The sequence below is a fragment of the Halolamina sp. CBA1230 genome, assembly GCF_002025255.2.
Lineage (GTDB): Archaea > Halobacteriota > Halobacteria > Halobacteriales > Haloferacaceae > Halolamina.
In genome coordinates, this window is record NZ_CP054589.1 from 81,343 (window position 1) to 97,662 (window position 16,320).

At 56.7% G+C, this 16,320-nt stretch carries 14 protein-coding genes and 1 pseudogene; 8 read left to right on the plus strand and 7 right to left on the minus strand.

Annotated elements, in window-relative coordinates:
• The first annotated feature begins 325 nt into the window (after positions 1-325).
• From B4589_RS16895 to B4589_RS16915, 5 genes and pseudogenes are all read left to right on the plus strand, one after another.
• Positions 326-1,150 carry a homing endonuclease associated repeat-containing protein gene (locus B4589_RS16895; protein WP_158081197.1) on the plus strand — a complete coding sequence of 275 codons (825 nt, stop codon included), beginning with the start codon at positions 326-328 and terminating at the stop codon, positions 1,148-1,150.
• Positions 1,151-1,475: 325 nt separating this feature from the next.
• Positions 1,476-2,632 (plus strand): annotated as a pseudogene (locus tag B4589_RS16900) (hypothetical protein).
• Between the two features lie 67 nt (positions 2,633-2,699).
• On the plus strand, positions 2,700-2,921 hold the full coding sequence (locus B4589_RS16905) for a hypothetical protein (protein ID WP_079235369.1): 222 nt from the start codon (positions 2,700-2,702) through the stop codon (positions 2,919-2,921).
• Positions 2,922-3,112: 191 nt separating this feature from the next.
• Positions 3,113-4,330: a homing endonuclease associated repeat-containing protein gene (locus tag B4589_RS16910; protein WP_143414397.1), complete on the plus strand. Its 1,218-nt coding sequence runs from the start codon at positions 3,113-3,115 to the stop codon at positions 4,328-4,330.
• 140 nt (positions 4,331-4,470) lie between these two features.
• Positions 4,471-4,818, plus strand: coding sequence for a hypothetical protein (locus tag B4589_RS16915; RefSeq protein WP_079235367.1), 348 nt, complete (start codon positions 4,471-4,473; stop codon positions 4,816-4,818).
• Here B4589_RS16915 and B4589_RS18525 read toward each other — a convergent pair whose 3' ends face one another.
• Positions 4,819-4,965, minus strand: coding sequence for a zinc-ribbon domain-containing protein (locus B4589_RS18525; RefSeq protein ID WP_143414396.1), 147 nt, complete (start codon positions 4,963-4,965; stop codon positions 4,819-4,821). It lies immediately after the preceding gene.
• A gap of 156 nt (positions 4,966-5,121) precedes the next feature.
• Here B4589_RS18525 and B4589_RS16925 point away from each other — a divergent pair, with 156 nt between their 5' ends.
• Positions 5,122-6,048: an ArdC-like ssDNA-binding domain-containing protein gene (locus B4589_RS16925; protein ID WP_079235366.1), complete on the plus strand. Its 927-nt coding sequence runs from the start codon at positions 5,122-5,124 to the stop codon at positions 6,046-6,048.
• Between the two features lie 19 nt (positions 6,049-6,067).
• Here the strand turns inward: B4589_RS16925 and B4589_RS16930 are convergent, their stop codons facing one another.
• Positions 6,068-7,366 (minus strand): sulfite exporter TauE/SafE family protein, encoded by a 1,299-nt coding sequence (locus B4589_RS16930; RefSeq protein WP_079235365.1) that lies wholly within the window; start codon positions 7,364-7,366, stop codon positions 6,068-6,070.
• A 217-nt stretch (positions 7,367-7,583) separates the two neighbouring features.
• Here B4589_RS16930 and B4589_RS16935 point away from each other — a divergent pair, with 217 nt between their 5' ends.
• Complete coding sequence (locus tag B4589_RS16935; protein WP_079235486.1) at positions 7,584-8,402, plus strand: hypothetical protein; 819 nt, start codon at positions 7,584-7,586, stop codon at positions 8,400-8,402.
• Between the two features lie 7 nt (positions 8,403-8,409).
• On the opposite strand, the gene B4589_RS16940 is transcribed toward B4589_RS16935, so the two are convergent.
• The 3 genes from B4589_RS16940 to B4589_RS16950 form a co-directional block, all read right to left on the minus strand.
• Positions 8,410-9,264 carry a hypothetical protein gene (locus B4589_RS16940; RefSeq protein ID WP_143414395.1) on the minus strand — a complete coding sequence of 285 codons (855 nt, stop codon included), beginning with the start codon at positions 9,262-9,264 and terminating at the stop codon, positions 8,410-8,412.
• A gap of 354 nt (positions 9,265-9,618) precedes the next feature.
• Positions 9,619-10,422 (minus strand): DUF6036 family nucleotidyltransferase, encoded by an 804-nt coding sequence (locus tag B4589_RS16945; RefSeq protein ID WP_079235364.1) that lies wholly within the window; start codon positions 10,420-10,422, stop codon positions 9,619-9,621.
• Positions 10,419-11,345 (minus strand): MarR family transcriptional regulator, encoded by a 927-nt coding sequence (locus B4589_RS16950; RefSeq protein ID WP_079235363.1) that lies wholly within the window; start codon positions 11,343-11,345, stop codon positions 10,419-10,421. The genes B4589_RS16945 and B4589_RS16950 overlap by 4 nt, the downstream gene beginning before the upstream one ends.
• Positions 11,346-11,483: 138 nt before the next feature.
• Here B4589_RS16950 and B4589_RS16955 point away from each other — a divergent pair, with 138 nt between their 5' ends.
• The gene (locus B4589_RS16955) at positions 11,484-11,807 is read left to right on the plus strand and encodes a hypothetical protein (protein WP_079235362.1); all 324 of its coding nucleotides are present in this window, start codon (positions 11,484-11,486) and stop codon (positions 11,805-11,807) included.
• 135 nt (positions 11,808-11,942) lie between these two features.
• Here B4589_RS16955 and B4589_RS16960 read toward each other — a convergent pair whose 3' ends face one another.
• Positions 11,943-13,337 (minus strand): Cdc6/Cdc18 family protein, encoded by a 1,395-nt coding sequence (locus B4589_RS16960; protein WP_079235361.1) that lies wholly within the window; start codon positions 13,335-13,337, stop codon positions 11,943-11,945.
• An 833-nt stretch (positions 13,338-14,170) separates the two neighbouring features.
• Positions 14,171-16,318, minus strand: coding sequence for a type B DNA-directed DNA polymerase (locus B4589_RS16965; RefSeq protein WP_079235485.1), 2,148 nt, complete (start codon positions 16,316-16,318; stop codon positions 14,171-14,173).
• Between the last annotated feature and the right edge of the window lie 2 nt (positions 16,319-16,320).

Here is a 16,320-nt window from a genome sequence, read left to right on the forward strand (position 1 = left end):
GAGGACACTCTCCAGGTCGAATGGTAGTTCGTGAGACGTTGTTTTTGCGCCCGGGAGAGGGGCGCAGGGCGCGAGACGATGCAGTCGCACGTCGACGAGGATTCCTGAAGTGAGGTGACTGAGATGAAAGATCCAGAGTCCAGAACCATCTTCGCTGGCGTCGATGGGCGTACCGACACCGAACTACCAGAGTGGTACCGAGAGTGGCATGGAGATGCAGACCCCGTGACCTTCGCCGAAGCGATTCGCGATCTTCCGCAGTCGCTCAGCGGGTCGAGAGTTTATAACGCATTACGGGGGAACCGCGGAGGGAGGTGACGGAGCTTTGACCGACCATATCTGTGACTACTGTGGCGAGTCATTTGCGACCTCCCACGAGTTGGGTGGCCACGTAACCGCGGTCCATCGTCGCGACCAGATCGTAACAGACGCGGACGTAATTCTCGACGATATTCGACGTGTCGCAGACAAATTAGGAAAACCGCCGACAGCAAAGGAGATGAGCGAGCACGGAGAATACTCCCAGCGCGTCTGCCAGAACAAATTCGGGAGCTGGAACGAGGCCCTGCGTGAGGCTGGCTACGCTCCGAATCGGAAATTCCGACTCACCGATCAGGACCTGGTGGACGAGATTGACCGGCTTGCGGAGCAGATCGGTCGCCCGCCATCGAGCGGGGAGATGGATCGGATTGGGGAGTATCATAGATGGACATATGACCACCGATTTGGGGGGTGGGAAGAGGCACTCACCGAAGCTGGCTTCTCACAACCACGGTCCTATCAAGAACGTTCAGAGATTCCGTACGGGCCAAATTGGCCGGAGAAACGGCGGCAAGCACTGGAACGTGATGACTTCCAGTGCCAAACGCCGTGGTGTGGGATTACCCAAGCGGATCATCAAGAGCAAGTTGGGAAGGACATCTCTGTCCACCATTTGGTCCCGCGGAAGTTCTTTGTCACCCCCGATGGGCAGTTTGACCACGAACAGGCGAATCGAGTCTCGAATCTCGTGACGGTCTGTTCGAAGCATCATCTCATCTGGGAAGCCGTCGCCCCGCAGCGATTGGATACGATTGTCGACGCCACACAGCCACCAAATCGAGGTGGGCCGGAGGGTGTTGCTCTCCCTCTACGAGGGGATGAGAGGTAGCCCCCTCGTGATTCAAATGAGACAGACAGATGAGCCTCTCCCGACACCCAATCCAGGCGATCTCACGAACAGAGAACGACTCCGGAGGCACCTCACCAATGCCCTCGAAAGCGCCGAGTCGGCAGAGACGAAAGTCCATCTCCGGGGAGCCCTTGCTGCCTGGCAGGATCTTCCGCCGACACCACTCGTCGAGTGTCCGCTCTGTGGAAAAGTCGGGCTTCCAGAGCGAATCCAAGCTCACGAGTGTCGGCAGTCGTAGCGTCGTTTTTTGCGCCTCGATGGGTGGAGGCGCAGATCAGAACGCTTCGCGCCTTCGGAGGATGCTATGAAAGACCCAGAGGAAGCTACGGTCTTCGCAGGCCTTGATGGGCGAACCAACACCGAACTACCCGAGTGGTACGCCGAGCAATACGGAGGTCCCGAACCAATCAGCTTCAGTGCGGCGATTCGAGAGCTTCCCCAAGCAGTCGACACAGCAGTCGCATATCGCAACCCGTACGCCGACGATTGGGTCGAAACAGAGCGATTCAACGCCATCGTCGAGCCGTCGCGATTGCAAGCAGAAGCGGACGGTGACGCCGAGACGGAGTCGCTATTCCATATCCCGACCGACTCGTACGCGATCATCAATCCGGTCGACGTCTACGGCCCGCTGGAGGAGGTCCTCCGCGAGGAGACCATCGACGGGACGCCGCTGGGTGAGGTGATGTTCGGCGAGATTCGGCGCTACCGGGGAGGCGGCAAGGTCCACATGGACATCATGTTCGACGGCCTCGAGGTGCGCCTTCCCGGTCGGTCGGACCCGATTACGATGGGCGTCACGTCGGGCTACGACTTCTTCGGCGAGCACGCCGTCTACGTGGAGGGGTTCGCTCAGGATGGCTACTGCTCGAACACGATGCGCTCGCTCACCGACAAGGAGGTCATCAAACACGTCGGCGACGTGCGGAACTTCCGGACCTGGTGGGAGGAACTCCTCGCACAGGTCGAACTCGTCGCCGATGACCTCTTCGAGTTCATCCGGGACGCTCAGGATATCGACCTCGACTTCTCGGAACTCCCGTTTACCGTCACGGAGTTCTACACCCTGCTGGGCTTCCCGGACTACCTAGCCGAGCGCGCTGCGAGCGATGCCGAGGCCAACGCGGCCTCACCCGTCGAGATCGATATGTGGACGCTCCATTCCGGCGCGACGTACGCGCTCACTCATTCTTCCAGGGGAAAGAGGGGGCATCCCTCGATCAATACGTCCGGATCGCCAACGATATTCTGTTCAACCCGGAAGGCAGCATCGAGCGCGTCGAGCAGGCGTACGAGCAGCAGTTAGAGGCGGACGGCGACGACGGATCGCAAGCCTCGCTGGAGGGTGAACGAGCGCTGGCGAGCATCGAGCGGGTCAGCGACGACCTGCAAGAGAAAGTCGAGCAGTTCGAAGAGCGAGAGGACGCGCTTCGTGAGCGGTTCCAAGAGGCGATGGCCTGACGCCGGGTCGGGGATGTAGTCGTCTGTTCTGTTTTTTCTCGCCCTGGAGGGGTGGAGGGCTACAGAGATGGAACAGTCCACGATTAGCGACGGGGGTGACGGCGAATTCCCACCTGAGAAGCGTCTCGAAGCACCGAATTACCGATTGGTCAAGGCCGGTATCGCGACGATCCCGGATATGGAGACTCTAAAAGAGTGTGTTGCCTACGAAAATACCCACCAGAATCGGACGCAGATCCTGCGCCGGCTTAAGTGGAAGGCTGAAGAGCTACGTGAGGACGAAGAGTAAGCTCTATTCTTAACCAACACACTCTGCGTGAGTTCCCCTATTGTTGGTTAATCCGCTGTACTTCGGTTTTTCCGGCCCCTGAAAGGGTGCGGGGCAGCCAGAATCGATAGGATGACGCATCACAGACGCCAGAGCGGACATTCAAATACCGAGACGGGACCAATCTGAGTGATTCAATCCCCTCAGAAATCATGGGCAAGAAGCTGTATTCAGACGATAAACTACTAAATCGGCTCCAGAAGTTCGCTGAGGAACTCGGTCGTCCACCCTCACAAAGTGAGATGGACGATTCAGGGCCTCATGCTTCGAAGACGTACGGGAATCGGTTCGGGTCGTGGAATAACGCACTCGAGGCTGCCGGACTTCAAACCGGAACAAACGACCCAAACGGACGATCACCGACGCCCGAAGAGGACCTCCTTACTGATCTCAAATCAGTTGCCGACATCGTAGGGGGAACTCCGTCAGAGCGCGAATACAGTAATCACGGCGAGTATTCGGTGAAGACATACTGTAAGCGATTCGGAGGGTGGAATGCAGCACTACGAGCGGCCGGTTTTGAACCGAATGTCGATATGAACCTCTCCGAGGAGACACTCATTACTGCCTTACAGGGGTTCGCTGAGAAACTAGGTCGAACACCCACGTCAGATATAATGGACCAGAGTGGTCCCTATACCGCGAATTCGTACAAGCGGGCTTTTGGAACCTGGAATTGTGCTCTTCGACAGGCTGGGTTGGAAGTCCAATCCGTGTGGGATGTGAGCGAAGAGGATCTGATATCCGGACTCAACAGTCTCGCCGAAGAGCTAGGCCATGTCCCTCGAAAGGATGAGATGCGAGAACAGGGGAAATGGAGCGCGGCAGTCTATCAGGAGCGATTCGGTTCGTGGAATGAAGCTCTACGAATTGCCGGTTTCGAGCCGAATGAGCGGTGGCGAATTCCACGGGAGGAGTTATTAGCCGAATTGAGGACAGTCGCGGATGATCTGGGCCACCCACCGACAACAACGGAAATGAACGAACACGGGGAGTTCACCATCGATCCGTATCAGCGTGAGTTCGGAGCGTGGCGAACAGCCCTTCAAGCGGCCGACCCGGACTATCTAGAAAACTACCGCCAGTCAGATGTTGAGACAGTTCCGTTTGGCTCGAACTGGCCACAGATTCGTGAGGAGATCATAGTCCGTGATAACGAGTCCTGTCTGCGCTGCGGTATGGGCCGCAAAGCTCACCGCGAGAAATTCGGACGTGATCTTCCGGTTCACCATCGGATTCCTCGACGCCGGTTCTACGACGACCCAGACCGATCGGTCGACGATGCAGATGTCCCGAGTAACCTGCTGACTCTCTGTATCCCGTGCCATCGCCGACTCGAACGGCTGCCAGTCCAACCAGTAGTTGACTAACAAGCGAAGTCCCACGTTCAGCACAAAGGTATCTGCCGGCGAGCAAAGCGTCTACCTCCCGCCGGCGTGACTTTGCGACCTGTTTTTCGTGCCCCCAGAGAGGGCGAGGGCTCCATCGAGGGTCCTCAGAGGTGACTTCAGTGAGTCAACAACAGAATGCCGACAACGTCTCAATCGACGACATCCCAGTCGATATCGACAGCACACAATCAGGTGAGGTCAATCCCACCGACGTCCCCGATGAAATCGAGTCGATCAGCCGGGGGCTTGCCGGTGAACACCCGCCGACGAATCCGCTGGTCGTACTGAAAGCGGCTCGCTGGTGGTATCTACACGGCAAGGGCGGCACGGATCCTGCCTTCCAGTGGGCCATCGAGTGGGCGCGTCACCTTGCGACCGACACGCCCAGCGACGTCGAGCGGTTCGACGCGTACCTCGAGTACCTCGTCACGGTCGGCTTCGCTGATGAGAAGGAAGCGCTTCGCTGATCAGAGCTCGTAGCAGACGACATCCTCAGCCCCACAGCTTGGACACTCTTCGGCGTTCTCTGAGAGTGTCTCTCCACAGTTTCGGCACTCCCACAGGGTCGATGACTCCCCTTCGACGGCCCTGCGGAGTGTACTCAAGAGACCCATTCTGGCTTATCTGATGTACTTGCGGTTGTTAACACCATCCCCTGTCAGCCACCCCGACTTGAACGAAGTCGCGGAGGCGTGTTTTTTATGCGCCCCTGAGGGGTGCGGCGCGGTCTGAACTGACGCAGTCGCCGTGAACTCAATTCGGTGAACACAATGGCTACGACCAGTGATTCGTCGGTTTCCTTCGATGAGACCGACACGCGAGACGACGAGATGAACAGCACCATCGATCAGTGGATCGACGACCTCGTCGCCGGCGTCGACGACGCGCAGGCTAGCGAGGAGTTCCAGGAGTGGCTCGACGTCCAGAGTCGCTTCCACGACTACTCCTACCGGAACACGCTCCTCATCAAGCGGCAGTGTCCCGAGGCGAGCCGGGTGGCGGGCTACCGGACGTGGCAGGAGGAGTTCGACCGCCACGTCACGGAGGGTGAGTCGGCCATCTGGATCTGGGCACCGATCATCACCAAGCAGTGCCCGGAATGCGAGAACTCGCCGAGCTATCACGAGGATAGCGACTGTGACTACGACGAGACGTCGCCCGAGGAGTGGTCCGAGGGCCTGGTCGGGTTCAAGCCCGCGCCGGTGTTCGATGTCTCCCAGACCGAGGGCGAGCCGCTTCCCGACCTGGACACAGAAGCAACCGGGGACGCCGGCGACCTCGTCGAACAGCTGACTGACGCCGCTGATGACCTCGGCGTGACGGTGCGGATCGTTCCAGCCGAGGAGTGGACCCACGGCGATGCGAAGGGCATCTGCGAGCAGCTGAGCCTCGTCGACGTTCAGCCGCTCGTCGAGGTGCGTGATCGGGAGAACGAGGCCGACCTCGCGCGGACGCTAATTCACGAGTACGCCCACGCTCTGCTCCACTTCGACGTCGACGACGACACCGAACGGGCGAAACGCGAGGTCGAGGCCGAAGCCGTCGCATATGTCGTCGGGCGGTACTGTGGGTTGGACACCAGCGGCTCGGCATTCTACCTCGCTGCGTGGGAGTCGGACGATCCCGAGGTCGTTCGCGAGCGGCTCGGACGGATCAGTTCTACAGCAGAAGAGCTCATCGACGTGCTAGATAGCTAACTCTACTCGGCGGTTTGGCCTATTTCAGCAGACCAGACAGGAAGGATGAGGAGCCACCAAGAACCCGATCCAGCCGCCAGGTAAACAGTCCACGTGCAGCCGAAACAAGTAGGATAGTTCCAATAATCCAGAGTATTACGCTTCCGAAAATATAGCTACCAATCAAGATACCGACTTGGCCAATTGCTACGACTACAAGGAGTCGTTTCTTTTCTCGTTCGTATATTTCTGAGAGCCTGTTGAACTCGTCCAAATCATCTGGTAAGGAGTAACCCCTGTTGGCCCCGCGTTTCCAGACAGTCGGGGCCATTGATACGCCCACCAAATCTTCCGGACCACTAGAGACGGTGAGATCTTGCAGATCTATGGTCCACTCAGTATCGCATTCCGTACAACGCAGCAACGAGTAAGAATGGTTAGTTTCCTCAATAGAACGCCGGACGACGGTCGTGTCTCCAGTACAAACCGGACAGCTGTCCGGAGTAATCGGTGTTATAGAAGTCGTATTTGAGTCAATTCGATCTAGTTCACTTGAGATCTCACCATAGAGCCGGTTAATCAGCCTCTCCGAGGCCTCTGAGTATTCTTCAAGTGCGGCATCGAGATCATCTGCGAGTAGTTTTAAGTCTACGAGTGTGCCACGAAGATCCTCGTCCTTTGCTCCAGTCGATAGGTTCTCAAGGGTATTACGATACTCTTCAACCACTACTTGTAGTTCTACGGCAGCCTGGTGGAAATCATCATATCTGGAGACCGTACTCTTTGAGTCGCTCCACGAAATTTCTTCATCAAATGTATTAAGTTCAGAATAGAGGCTTTGAAGCTGGTCATCAAGTTCGTTAACCGTTTCGTCTATTCTACGTGAAAGCCGGTTGGATCGTTCGTCTGAAGGAAGTGACTGAGCGGTCTCAAATAGCTCGTTCAATTCCTCGATGGCCTCAATAATCGCGTTCACTAAGTCATAGGTGTTAGCTATCTGGTTCCCACACGAGAGTTCAGCGGCGACAGAATAGGGGAATTTACTCTCGTTCAGTGGGAATTTTAGCTGTGCTTCAGACGAGGCCTCGTTGGGTCGAGAGGCATCCGCTGTCGGGGCTACAGAATTCCCATGAATAGCATCGTGACAATCCTTACAGAGTGTTTTTAGATTGCTGGTGTTATGGGTTCCTCCCTTACTCTTCGGTACAATATGATGGGCATGAAGCTCTGCATCACCATGAGGACCACCTAGTGCACCGCAGTTCTGACAGGTGTAATCATCTCGGCGATAGACCTCTTTGCGGCGTGATCCCCAATCGCTGGGATACCCCTCGCTCATTATCAAAATAAATCCTAGAGGTGCCGAATAGTGGTTTTGGTGTGATATTGGCTAAGACCAGCAGTTTCTGATCTGAAGATCTTTGATTTCTACTGGTATCTGGCGTTCACACGAATATCTGCGGAGAATGAGCTTGTTAACCAACATCCCACTATTGTTGGTTAAGTTTTTCAGCGCCCGCCGAGGGGCGGAGGCGCATTCAGACCTCCGCCGAACGATGACTGAACCCTATCTCACGACGGTCCTCGAGGAAGCCGAGCACGTTGCCGAGCAGCACGACCAGGTCGCCCAAACGACAGACAATCAAGCTCACGAGTACCTCCGATACGCCGTTCTTCGAGTGCTTGAAGGCGAGTCGGACCACCTCCCAGCAGACTGGACGCCGATCGACGGCGTGACTGTCGGCTACGGGAGCGACGAGGCGATGTTCGACAGCTGGGGGGCCAGCGAAGACTGGTGGGAGACCGTCCCGCCGCAGGAGGCGTGTACCCGCTTCCGGGTGTTCTTCCCGGACGACCACCAGATGGTTCCCCGCGACATCGTCGACGTGATGGCCGCGCTCGGTGCCTGGCGCGTCTGGACTGGGTGCGCAGCCGCGTGCGGCTCCTACGACCATCGCGAGCGCCGCGAGGTCCATTACCTGTGGCCGGAAGGCCATCCGGTGGAGGAAGTGTTCCACGAGCGGCTCAGGGGGCCTGCGGAAGCCGTCGCTCCCGACGGTGGCCGAACGGGCGACGTTCGCGACCGACTGGTCGTCGACGAGAACGCACAGTCGGAGGACGATCTTGAGCCCCGCACGAAGCGTGCCGTCGCCGAAGCGATGGACGTCTCGCTCCTCTCGAAAGGTGGCCGCTACGAGGTGCAGTCCGCGTCCGGCAACAGGTACGAAGTCGATATCATCGACGAATCGTGTACCTGTCCCGACTGGCAGCAGCGCTCACCCGAAGGCGGTTGCAAGCACCTGCGTCGCGTCGATCACGAGATCAAACGGGGCCGGGTTCCCCGACCAGACGGCCGCCTTCCTTCAAATAGGTAGAGGACAGCTAAGATCCGGAGTCAGAACCTTCGAACGCTACGTATTCGTACTCGACAGATGAAGTTTCGACCTTCGAGTCTACGCGGCTATCTAATAGGTATTCCATCAGGCGTACGGTTTCACTCTCGAGTGCTCGTATCTGATCTTCAATTTCAACCCTCTCACCATCACTCAATTCATCGATATCATCGGGGACAGATACCTTCCAACCGTGGATCTCTTGATCGAGTACGATTGTAGTGTGAACAATCGACTCGGACGAGTAGATATCCTGTAGTGGTGCAGGAAGGTGAGACACTATCTGAACTCTAAATACAAACTCAGAATCGTACTCCTGAGTCTGAGGCTCCAAGATATGGTTTACTAAAAATCTAGGCCATGGGTCTTGATTGTCCGCTTCTGGCAGTGTTAGGAAGTAGATAGGGTGATCTTCGTGAGGAACAATATTGTGAATCCGTCCCGGGTAGTCCCTGAAGAGTTGTATTGACTCCTCCAAGTTAGGGAGGTCTACGAACTCCTCTATGGAGGTGTCTGACCACTCTCGAAGGGAGGTTGCTACTATTTCTGGGAGACCAAACGGACGTTTGGATACTTGTTCTGCAATTCGGTGGAGCGATTCGTCGGGGTCGCCGGAAGAGAAATCAACGCATGCTCGCCAGTTCCGGTCGTAATCCGTGCTGGAGGACAGTCTTGCAGTTTCAGGAATTGGCTCACCGGTGTCGATGTTTTCTGCTAAACTCTGGACAAGTTCCCGCCGAGGACCATCGTACTCACGGAGAAATCCCAAAAGCCGCTGACACTGTTCCTCACTTAGTTCTGCAGAGACAGAATCAAACGACGAGGTCCAGTTGATATCCTCCATTGGAGAGCCATCACTTTTGGTATATAATAAGTTTGAGTCAAGAAGTGAGGTTACCAGTTCATCAGGTATTTTATCTCCTTCTTGAAAATTAAGCCAGTCGAAGAGGAGCTTACAGGGATAGTGGACTTGAAGTGTTGTATTCCCTGAGTGTTTTGTCCATCCTTTTAGATGGTACCCACTACGAGGGGAATCAGGACCGTATTCGTGGAGGCGTGCCATTCCGTATCAGCTCAATTCTAACATCTCTTCAATAAATATCCGGTTTCCGCTACTGTTTCGGCTTCGATTCCTACCGTCACTATCTCAGTGCTGATTATAGCATAGTCCCGTGGAGAGTGAAAGGCCCAAATTCGTCTACTCTGCCAAGTATACTGACTCCTCTTCCTGGTGTATCCGTTCGAACTTCGCGAGATACATAATCCGTTCACGAATTTCGTCGGTATCCAGATCCAGTTCGGCGGCCAGTTCGTCGACGGTCATCGGTTCATCGAGTGCCTGAAGGACTTCGAGCCCCCGGTAGTACCTGTTCGTGAGGTCCTGGACGCGGGCCTCGATTGGCGTGGTCACCCCGTACCGCTCCTCGAGTTCGACCAGCGCCTCGTTCGCGAACGTGGCGAACTGATCGTCCCCCAGACGTTCGATCTGGGCTTCGAGTTCAGCCCGGACGACGTCGTAATCGAGACCGGCCTGCACGAGCATATTCATATCCTCGATGTCGTCGTCGCGGCCTGCGATCGCCTTGAACAGGAAGATATCTTCGTTGCTGACCAGCCGGACCGTCAGTCGATCCGTGTCGAGGAACGGCTCGCTACGCTCTTGCATCCCGTCGGTGAGCACGAGCTTGTTCGCGACTTGCTGGTTGAAGATGTCAAGGCGACATCCATCGTCGTTCTCGACGCAGCTCGTCGCCCCAAGCGCCCGGTAATCTGGGTCCAGCGACTGGACCTCCGCGTACCCGAGGTCCATCAGGACGGCCCACAGCTGGCCGTACGCGTCGCCATCCGGGACGACCAGGTCGATGTCTTTCGTCGCCCCCTTGAGGTCGCGCAGCGACATCGCGCCACCACCGATCAGGTAGACCGCGAGCGGGGCTGAGAGGCCATCCGCGATCCGCTGGAATTCGTTCTCGATGTACTCGCGTCCGAATGTTGGTCTCATTTTGGTAGTGGCACCTCGTAGTCAGCCGCCAGCTCCTGGAACTCGTCCCACTCCGGGAGCCGGTCGTCGTCGACCTCGCCGTGCGTCTCGAGGTAGCGGAGCAGGGCGTCGATTTCGTCTTCGAGACCATACTTCGCCGCCTGCTCTCGGAGGTCCGCCTCGTCGACGTCGACGTGGCTGAGCAGGAGGAGACAGTACGAGCGGTGGCGGCTGCCGTCGTCGATCAAGAGGGTGTGACAGCAGAGCTCCGCCGGCGAGACTACGTCGAGGTCCTCAGAGTAGACGTAGTAGCGGTGGCCGGTGAGCAGGAACTGGAGGTCGAAGGCCGCGAATCGAGCGAGGCCGGTTTCGTGGAACGCCTCCGCGTCGATTTCCGTCTCGGCCTGGGCGAGGAATTCGTCGTAGTCCTCCCAGAGAATCGTGCCCTTCGGGGCAACGGCTTCGAGGCGTTGACGATGCAGATGGTGTGCGAGTTCACGGGCGAACTCGTGGAGGCGGTCGAAATCGGCATTGAAGTCATAGCGGCCGTCGGTCGTCCCGACGAGCCCACGGTCGCGAAACCGCTTGAGGACGCGGTTGACCGTGTTGCGGTAGTTATCGCTCCGGTCGGCGATCTCGGAGACGGTTCGCGGCTGGTCAAGGTAGTACAGCACCTCGAGTGCCTTCCCGGTCAGCAACTCGGGGAACTCGATGTGGGAGTGCTGGCGGACGAGGTCCCGATAGAGTTCGACGACGCGGGCATCCGACGGGACGACTCGTTTTCGCCGGCCATCGCGTTCCGTGTAGACGAGCCCTCTCTCAACGAGGTCAGCGACGGCACGAGAGAGGTAGCTCTCGCTGTGGTCGAGTTTCGTCGCGAGTTCGGAGATCGTGTCGCCGCGGTCGACCGTGGCGAGGACCTCGAGTTCGATGCGCCGGAGCACGGTGTAACATAGTACGAAACTTGTATATAAAGAAGTTTCGAGTAGTGTTACAGCCAGCGGTCGCGAGAACTGTCTCCATCGACTTAACCAACAAAACTATGGATTCGTGGGGCGTGTTGGTTAACACGAGAAGAGCCGATGTCCTACGAACCCTCGACCCCACCGGCGAACCTTCCGACGGAGATCGTCAACACGCTCAACGAGTCGGACCCGGAGCAGCTCCGAGACGTTGCGACGTACGCTGAGGCGCTCGCCGAGTACAAGGCACGTGAGGACCGCCTCGAGGAGTCGGATGACCAGGAAGAAGTGGAGGAGCGACCAGACGACCTCCCGGACGACGTCCCTGCCAAAGCGACGATCACGATAAAGGAAATCAACGACAACCGCTATTACTACTGGCAGTGGCGGGAAGGCGAGAAGGTGTGCTCGCAGTACAAAAGACCGGTCAGTCCAGACGATTAGCTAATCTGGTTCTCTCGAGAACAACCCCCCTGATTCGAAGTGAGCTTGTTCACTTCTCAGAATATTTGACACCCCTGATTCGGAATGAGCTTCAGTAGAAGGGTTCTAGGTAGAACGAACCCTCATGATGATTGATTAAATTTCGTAGGTTCCGTTGTGAAGTTCTGAAAGCCGTTCATCGCTCTCTACAACTGCCTTCATCACTACATCTTTGTCCTTGATAAGCTGGTGTTCCAGATAGACACCCTGCTTGTGTCCGCCACCGATCTGGTGAGACTCAGAGATTCCCATTAGCGCGAGCGTGCTGAGAATCTGACTCACTCGATCATACGAGAGGGGATCAGCGCCGACGTCACCGCAGGTCGTCTCGTATTGGCTGTAGATACCAGAGGTACGGAAACGGCGGTTGTTCGAGCCAGTCAAGCGACCGAGAGTGTAGAGGACGAGTTTGGATTGCGGTGAGGTACTTTCAATCGTCTCCTTGACTCGATTGATCTCTGCACGCTTGACGGCTTTATCGACGTGGTCCGCACTAACGACCTCTGCATCGTTGTCGTCAGCGATGTCACCAGCAATCCGCAGAACGTCGACTGCCTTCCTCGCATCACCATGTTCATCCGCCGACCGGTCAGCAGTCTCGGTTATGACGCCGTCTTGTACGACACCGTCTTGGAATGCATCTCGTCGATACTCGAGGATCTGCTCGATTTGGTCGCTCTGGTATGGTTCAAAGATGAAGTCCGTCGTCCGCATCGAGCTCTGAACGCGTGCATTGAGTTTCTGTCCGAAGTCGATGTCGTTGCTGATAGCGATGATTCCGATATAGGCATCAGTATGGCCAGCTTCTCGGGCTCGCGAGAGTTCATGGAGGAGCCCCTCAGCATCATCAACCATGTCGATCTCATCAAGGATGACAATGAGCCCATCGTAGTACTCGTCGATGATGTCGTAGGCGTAATCGTAGTATTCGGCAGACCCTAAACCGACGCGAGGGATTTCTATGCCAGAACCGGATTTGTCGCTTAGGGCACGAGCGATTGTTCGGGCGACTCGCGTTTCGGTATTATTCTTCTTGCACTCAACGTAGATGCTTGCAGCAGGGACGTTACGGGCAGTGGCAGTATCAACAAGACGGTCGGAGACGTGCCGGCTGACAAGTGATTTGCCAGTTCCGGTTTCGCCGTAAATAACGACGTGGTTAGGTTGGGATTCGTGGACGAGGTGACGGATTTCTCCAGCAACCGACTTGATTTCGGTGTCTCGACCGACGATGCGGTCCGGCCCAGGAACGGTTCCAATTGAAAGTAGATCGCGATCCGCCCAGATTGGAGTTGAGGAGCCGTCTTCATCGCCCTCCCGAATGAACAGTGGGTCATTTGCCGGGTCGTTCGGTTCTGATCGCTGGATTTCTTTCGTGGCCGACGAAATTTCAGAAGCTGAACTGTCCCCCCTATTTGTATCGAAATCATCCAGCTGTTGGTCCGTGATAGACGAGTCACCTCCTCCGTCTGATTCCTCGTTGTCTGCCATGGATTCATCCTGGGAAGGAACCTACTTAGTCGTTACCCCCCTGATTCGGAATGAGATTCATTGGATATCGGTTCTAAACTTCGGAAAATCGATAGATGACGCCGTCATACAGGAGGATACCCGATTCAGAGTGAGCTATCTTCAAATCCGTGTTCTGTGGAGACTTCACTCCCCTAGTTCGGAATGAGCTACATCGCAGAACGAGTGGATTGCCAGTAGCTCGAATAATCAGCGAGTCCAGATCAACGCCCCCGTTCGGAATGAGGTAGGATGAGTTGGTCCATCAGCCAAGAATCGAGAACGCTACAGAGACCCCCCTGATTCGGAATGAGTTGTCCACCGAACTAATAGGCGATGTTGATGCCAGCCCAATTAGGATAGATTCAGATTGGAGCTAGAGGGACACACCCCCCTGATTCGGAATGAGATACCGTAAAACTGGCCGTATGGACGAGATCTTCCAACAATCTACTAGGCGTACCCTAACTAGGACAAGATAATTCCCCAAATCGCAAGACTGCGTAGACTTTCGCGGATCACTTGTCTAGTTACAACCCTAGCTTTATTACCTAGTTGCGCTAAAAGCTCTCCAAGTAGAATACACCACTAGTTAGAAGTATTCGTGAATACATCTAACAATGGAAGTACAGCTATTCTATCCTTCGAATTGAAGCAGTAGACCATACGTCGAGCGCGTATACTCAATGAATCCATTACTACAACCTTCTCATCGGGTGGAACCACGGCCTCTAATCAGGTGGTATGGTGGGTATAATCTCATTCCGAACGAGGGGGGTGTGTGGTCCTCCTCATATCTTGTTGTAATCGAAGTGTCAGAAGGAGGTAGTCTTAGTCGTTGGTGTCTTTGCCAACCTTCGTCGAATATCCGACCGATCCCATCCCAGAGGTGAGATAATACTCTCGACAGCTCGTACCAGCTGCGTCTCGTAGTACGATGGATCATACTGGTCCGTCTCTTCGTGAGCAAGGGCGACACGCTCTCGTGATGCTTTCTCGTCGTCGACGACCACGTACTCGACATCTTGTCCGGGATGGACAGCGAGGTCCTGGTCGCGAGCACGCTCAAGTGCCGCCACGTTCTGGGTGTACTGCGTGTACGCCTCGACGGGCTTGGAAACACGGTTCCGTTCGACAAGTCGGTCAGGATCGACGTCGCCAGCGTGAAGCTCCGAAATCGCCCGTTTCAACCGATTGATAACCGCATCCGGAGAGTACGTTCGTCCGATAATCTCGAGACAGTCGCGCTGGACGTCTTCGATGAACTCGGGCGTCGACCGTTGTCGGGCTTCGATGCCGCGTATCTTGAACTCATCCTCGCCCGCAACCTTCCCGAAATATTTCGTCAACGCGCCGGCGTCGCTCTCGCGCTGGGGCACGAACGCTACCCACTCGTACTCGGCTTCATATTCGAGACGGATCTCGACGGTGTCAGTAATTTCAGCGGCCAACGACTCCAGTGATTCTCGTTCGCCGTCGGCAACGTCTGGATCTGGCGTCACCCAGATGGAGTCGACGATGCCGTGGACGACACGCCAGCCGCCAGCTTCCAGTCGCTGCTTCGCCGTCAAAAGGATTTCGCGCGCGAACGCATTGATTGCCTCGTGGCACTCGATACGCCCGTATTTGGCGTTGTTAAAGCCTTGATATCCAAAGCAGGCGACGAGGATCCACTTCAGCGCCCCCGACCGCCCTTCGAGTTCTTCGAGACGTTCCTTGTCGGGATCGTCGCGTTCTTGTTCGCGACGGATGGCGGCTTTGATCTCGTCGCGCGCATCGATGATCGGCTGGAGGACGTCGACGAGGTAGCCCCGGTCGTCACAGATCGAATAGCCGAGTCCGGGGACGTCCTCGCGGTCGCGATGGCACTCGCAGCGAATCACGTCCGGCGAGACGTTGTGCGTGCAGATGATGTTCGGATAAAGGCTCGAGAAATCGAGTTCGTGGACATCCTCGTGGAGTCCGACTTCGGGTGCGAAAATGAAGCCGCCACGGTCGGCGTCGTGGAGCCTCCCTATCGATTTGAATTTCTCGTGGCGCCAGGAGTGCCACGGGACGAGGACGCCGCGTTCGTGGGCTTCACAGATCTGGATGGCTGTGAGGATGTTGCCGATCGACGCCCAGGCTGCCTCCTGTATCGGCTTGCGCGACCGCGAGACGAGGTCGAGGATGCCGTCGATGTTGGTCTCGCCAAAGAAGAACGTGTTCGATCGGTCGATGATCGCTCTTCCGGGCACGTTGTAGCGCGCCGGCGAGTGCCCGACGCGGCCGTAGCTCGCGTAGGTCGAGCGGCTCGCGAGCTGCTGGAAATCGCCCTCTGGGGTCCGGCTCAGCGAGAAATTGTCGGCGCCAGTGCTGGCAGCCATCTCGTACAGGGTCGGGACGATCTCGCTCATTGAGCAGACGAGGACGTCCGGATCGTGGTTGTCAAGCGCAGCTTGGACTGTCGTCAGAATGTCTACTGGCGGGCCCGTGACCGTCTCGCCGCCGACGGCAAGTTCGGTATACGCATCGCCGGTCGTCTCTGTGAGTGGGACGTCGAGTCGCAGCGTCGAGAGATCGCTCGTTGGCGTCGGATCCACATCGTTCTCGAGATAGTACCGAAACTCCCGCGAGAGATCGACATTGAAGCAGGCGAGATCCCCCACAGGGTACTCGGACAGCTGGCGTGCCTGTCGAGCCAGCGAGGTGATCCGATCGATGTGGGCAACGTCGACGGCAAGGACGTTCTCGTCGTCGCGACGGAAGCCTGGCCGCCGGGCGACGATATCGGTCGCGACGACGTCCGGGTGCCGGTCGTACACGCTGCGGAGTCTCGTGAGGTCGATATCGGCATCTGGTGCGCGGGATGCGACGTAGAAGCGCGGTGAGTAGTCTTCGCGTTCGGTCGCGACGGCGCCGTCGGGGGTTGCCTCCCACCCTATGACGCGCCCGTCGTCCCGAAAATCGATACTGAACGGCATCG

Coding starts and splice junctions, on each gene's coding strand:
- B4589_RS16935 (WP_079235486.1), top strand. CDS start 7,584: ATGACTGAACCCTATCTCACGACGGTCCTCGAGGAAGCCGAGCACGTT.
- B4589_RS16960 (WP_079235361.1), bottom strand. CDS start 13,337: ATGGCAGACAACGAGGAATCAGACGGAGGAGGTGACTCGTCTATCACG.
- B4589_RS16965 (WP_079235485.1), bottom strand. CDS start 16,318: ATGCCGTTCAGTATCGATTTTCGGGACGACGGGCGCGTCATAGGGTGG.
- B4589_RS16955 (WP_079235362.1), top strand. CDS start 11,484: ATGTCCTACGAACCCTCGACCCCACCGGCGAACCTTCCGACGGAGATC.
- B4589_RS16905 (WP_079235369.1), top strand. CDS start 2,700: ATGGAACAGTCCACGATTAGCGACGGGGGTGACGGCGAATTCCCACCT.
- B4589_RS16945 (WP_079235364.1), bottom strand. CDS start 10,422: ATGAGACCAACATTCGGACGCGAGTACATCGAGAACGAATTCCAGCGG.
- B4589_RS16910 (WP_143414397.1), top strand. CDS start 3,113: ATGGGCAAGAAGCTGTATTCAGACGATAAACTACTAAATCGGCTCCAG.
- B4589_RS16930 (WP_079235365.1), bottom strand. CDS start 7,366: ATGAGCGAGGGGTATCCCAGCGATTGGGGATCACGCCGCAAAGAGGTC.
- B4589_RS16925 (WP_079235366.1), top strand. CDS start 5,122: ATGGCTACGACCAGTGATTCGTCGGTTTCCTTCGATGAGACCGACACG.
- B4589_RS16940 (WP_143414395.1), bottom strand. CDS start 9,264: ATGGAGGATATCAACTGGACCTCGTCGTTTGATTCTGTCTCTGCAGAA.
- B4589_RS18525 (WP_143414396.1), bottom strand. CDS start 4,965: ATGGGTCTCTTGAGTACACTCCGCAGGGCCGTCGAAGGGGAGTCATCG.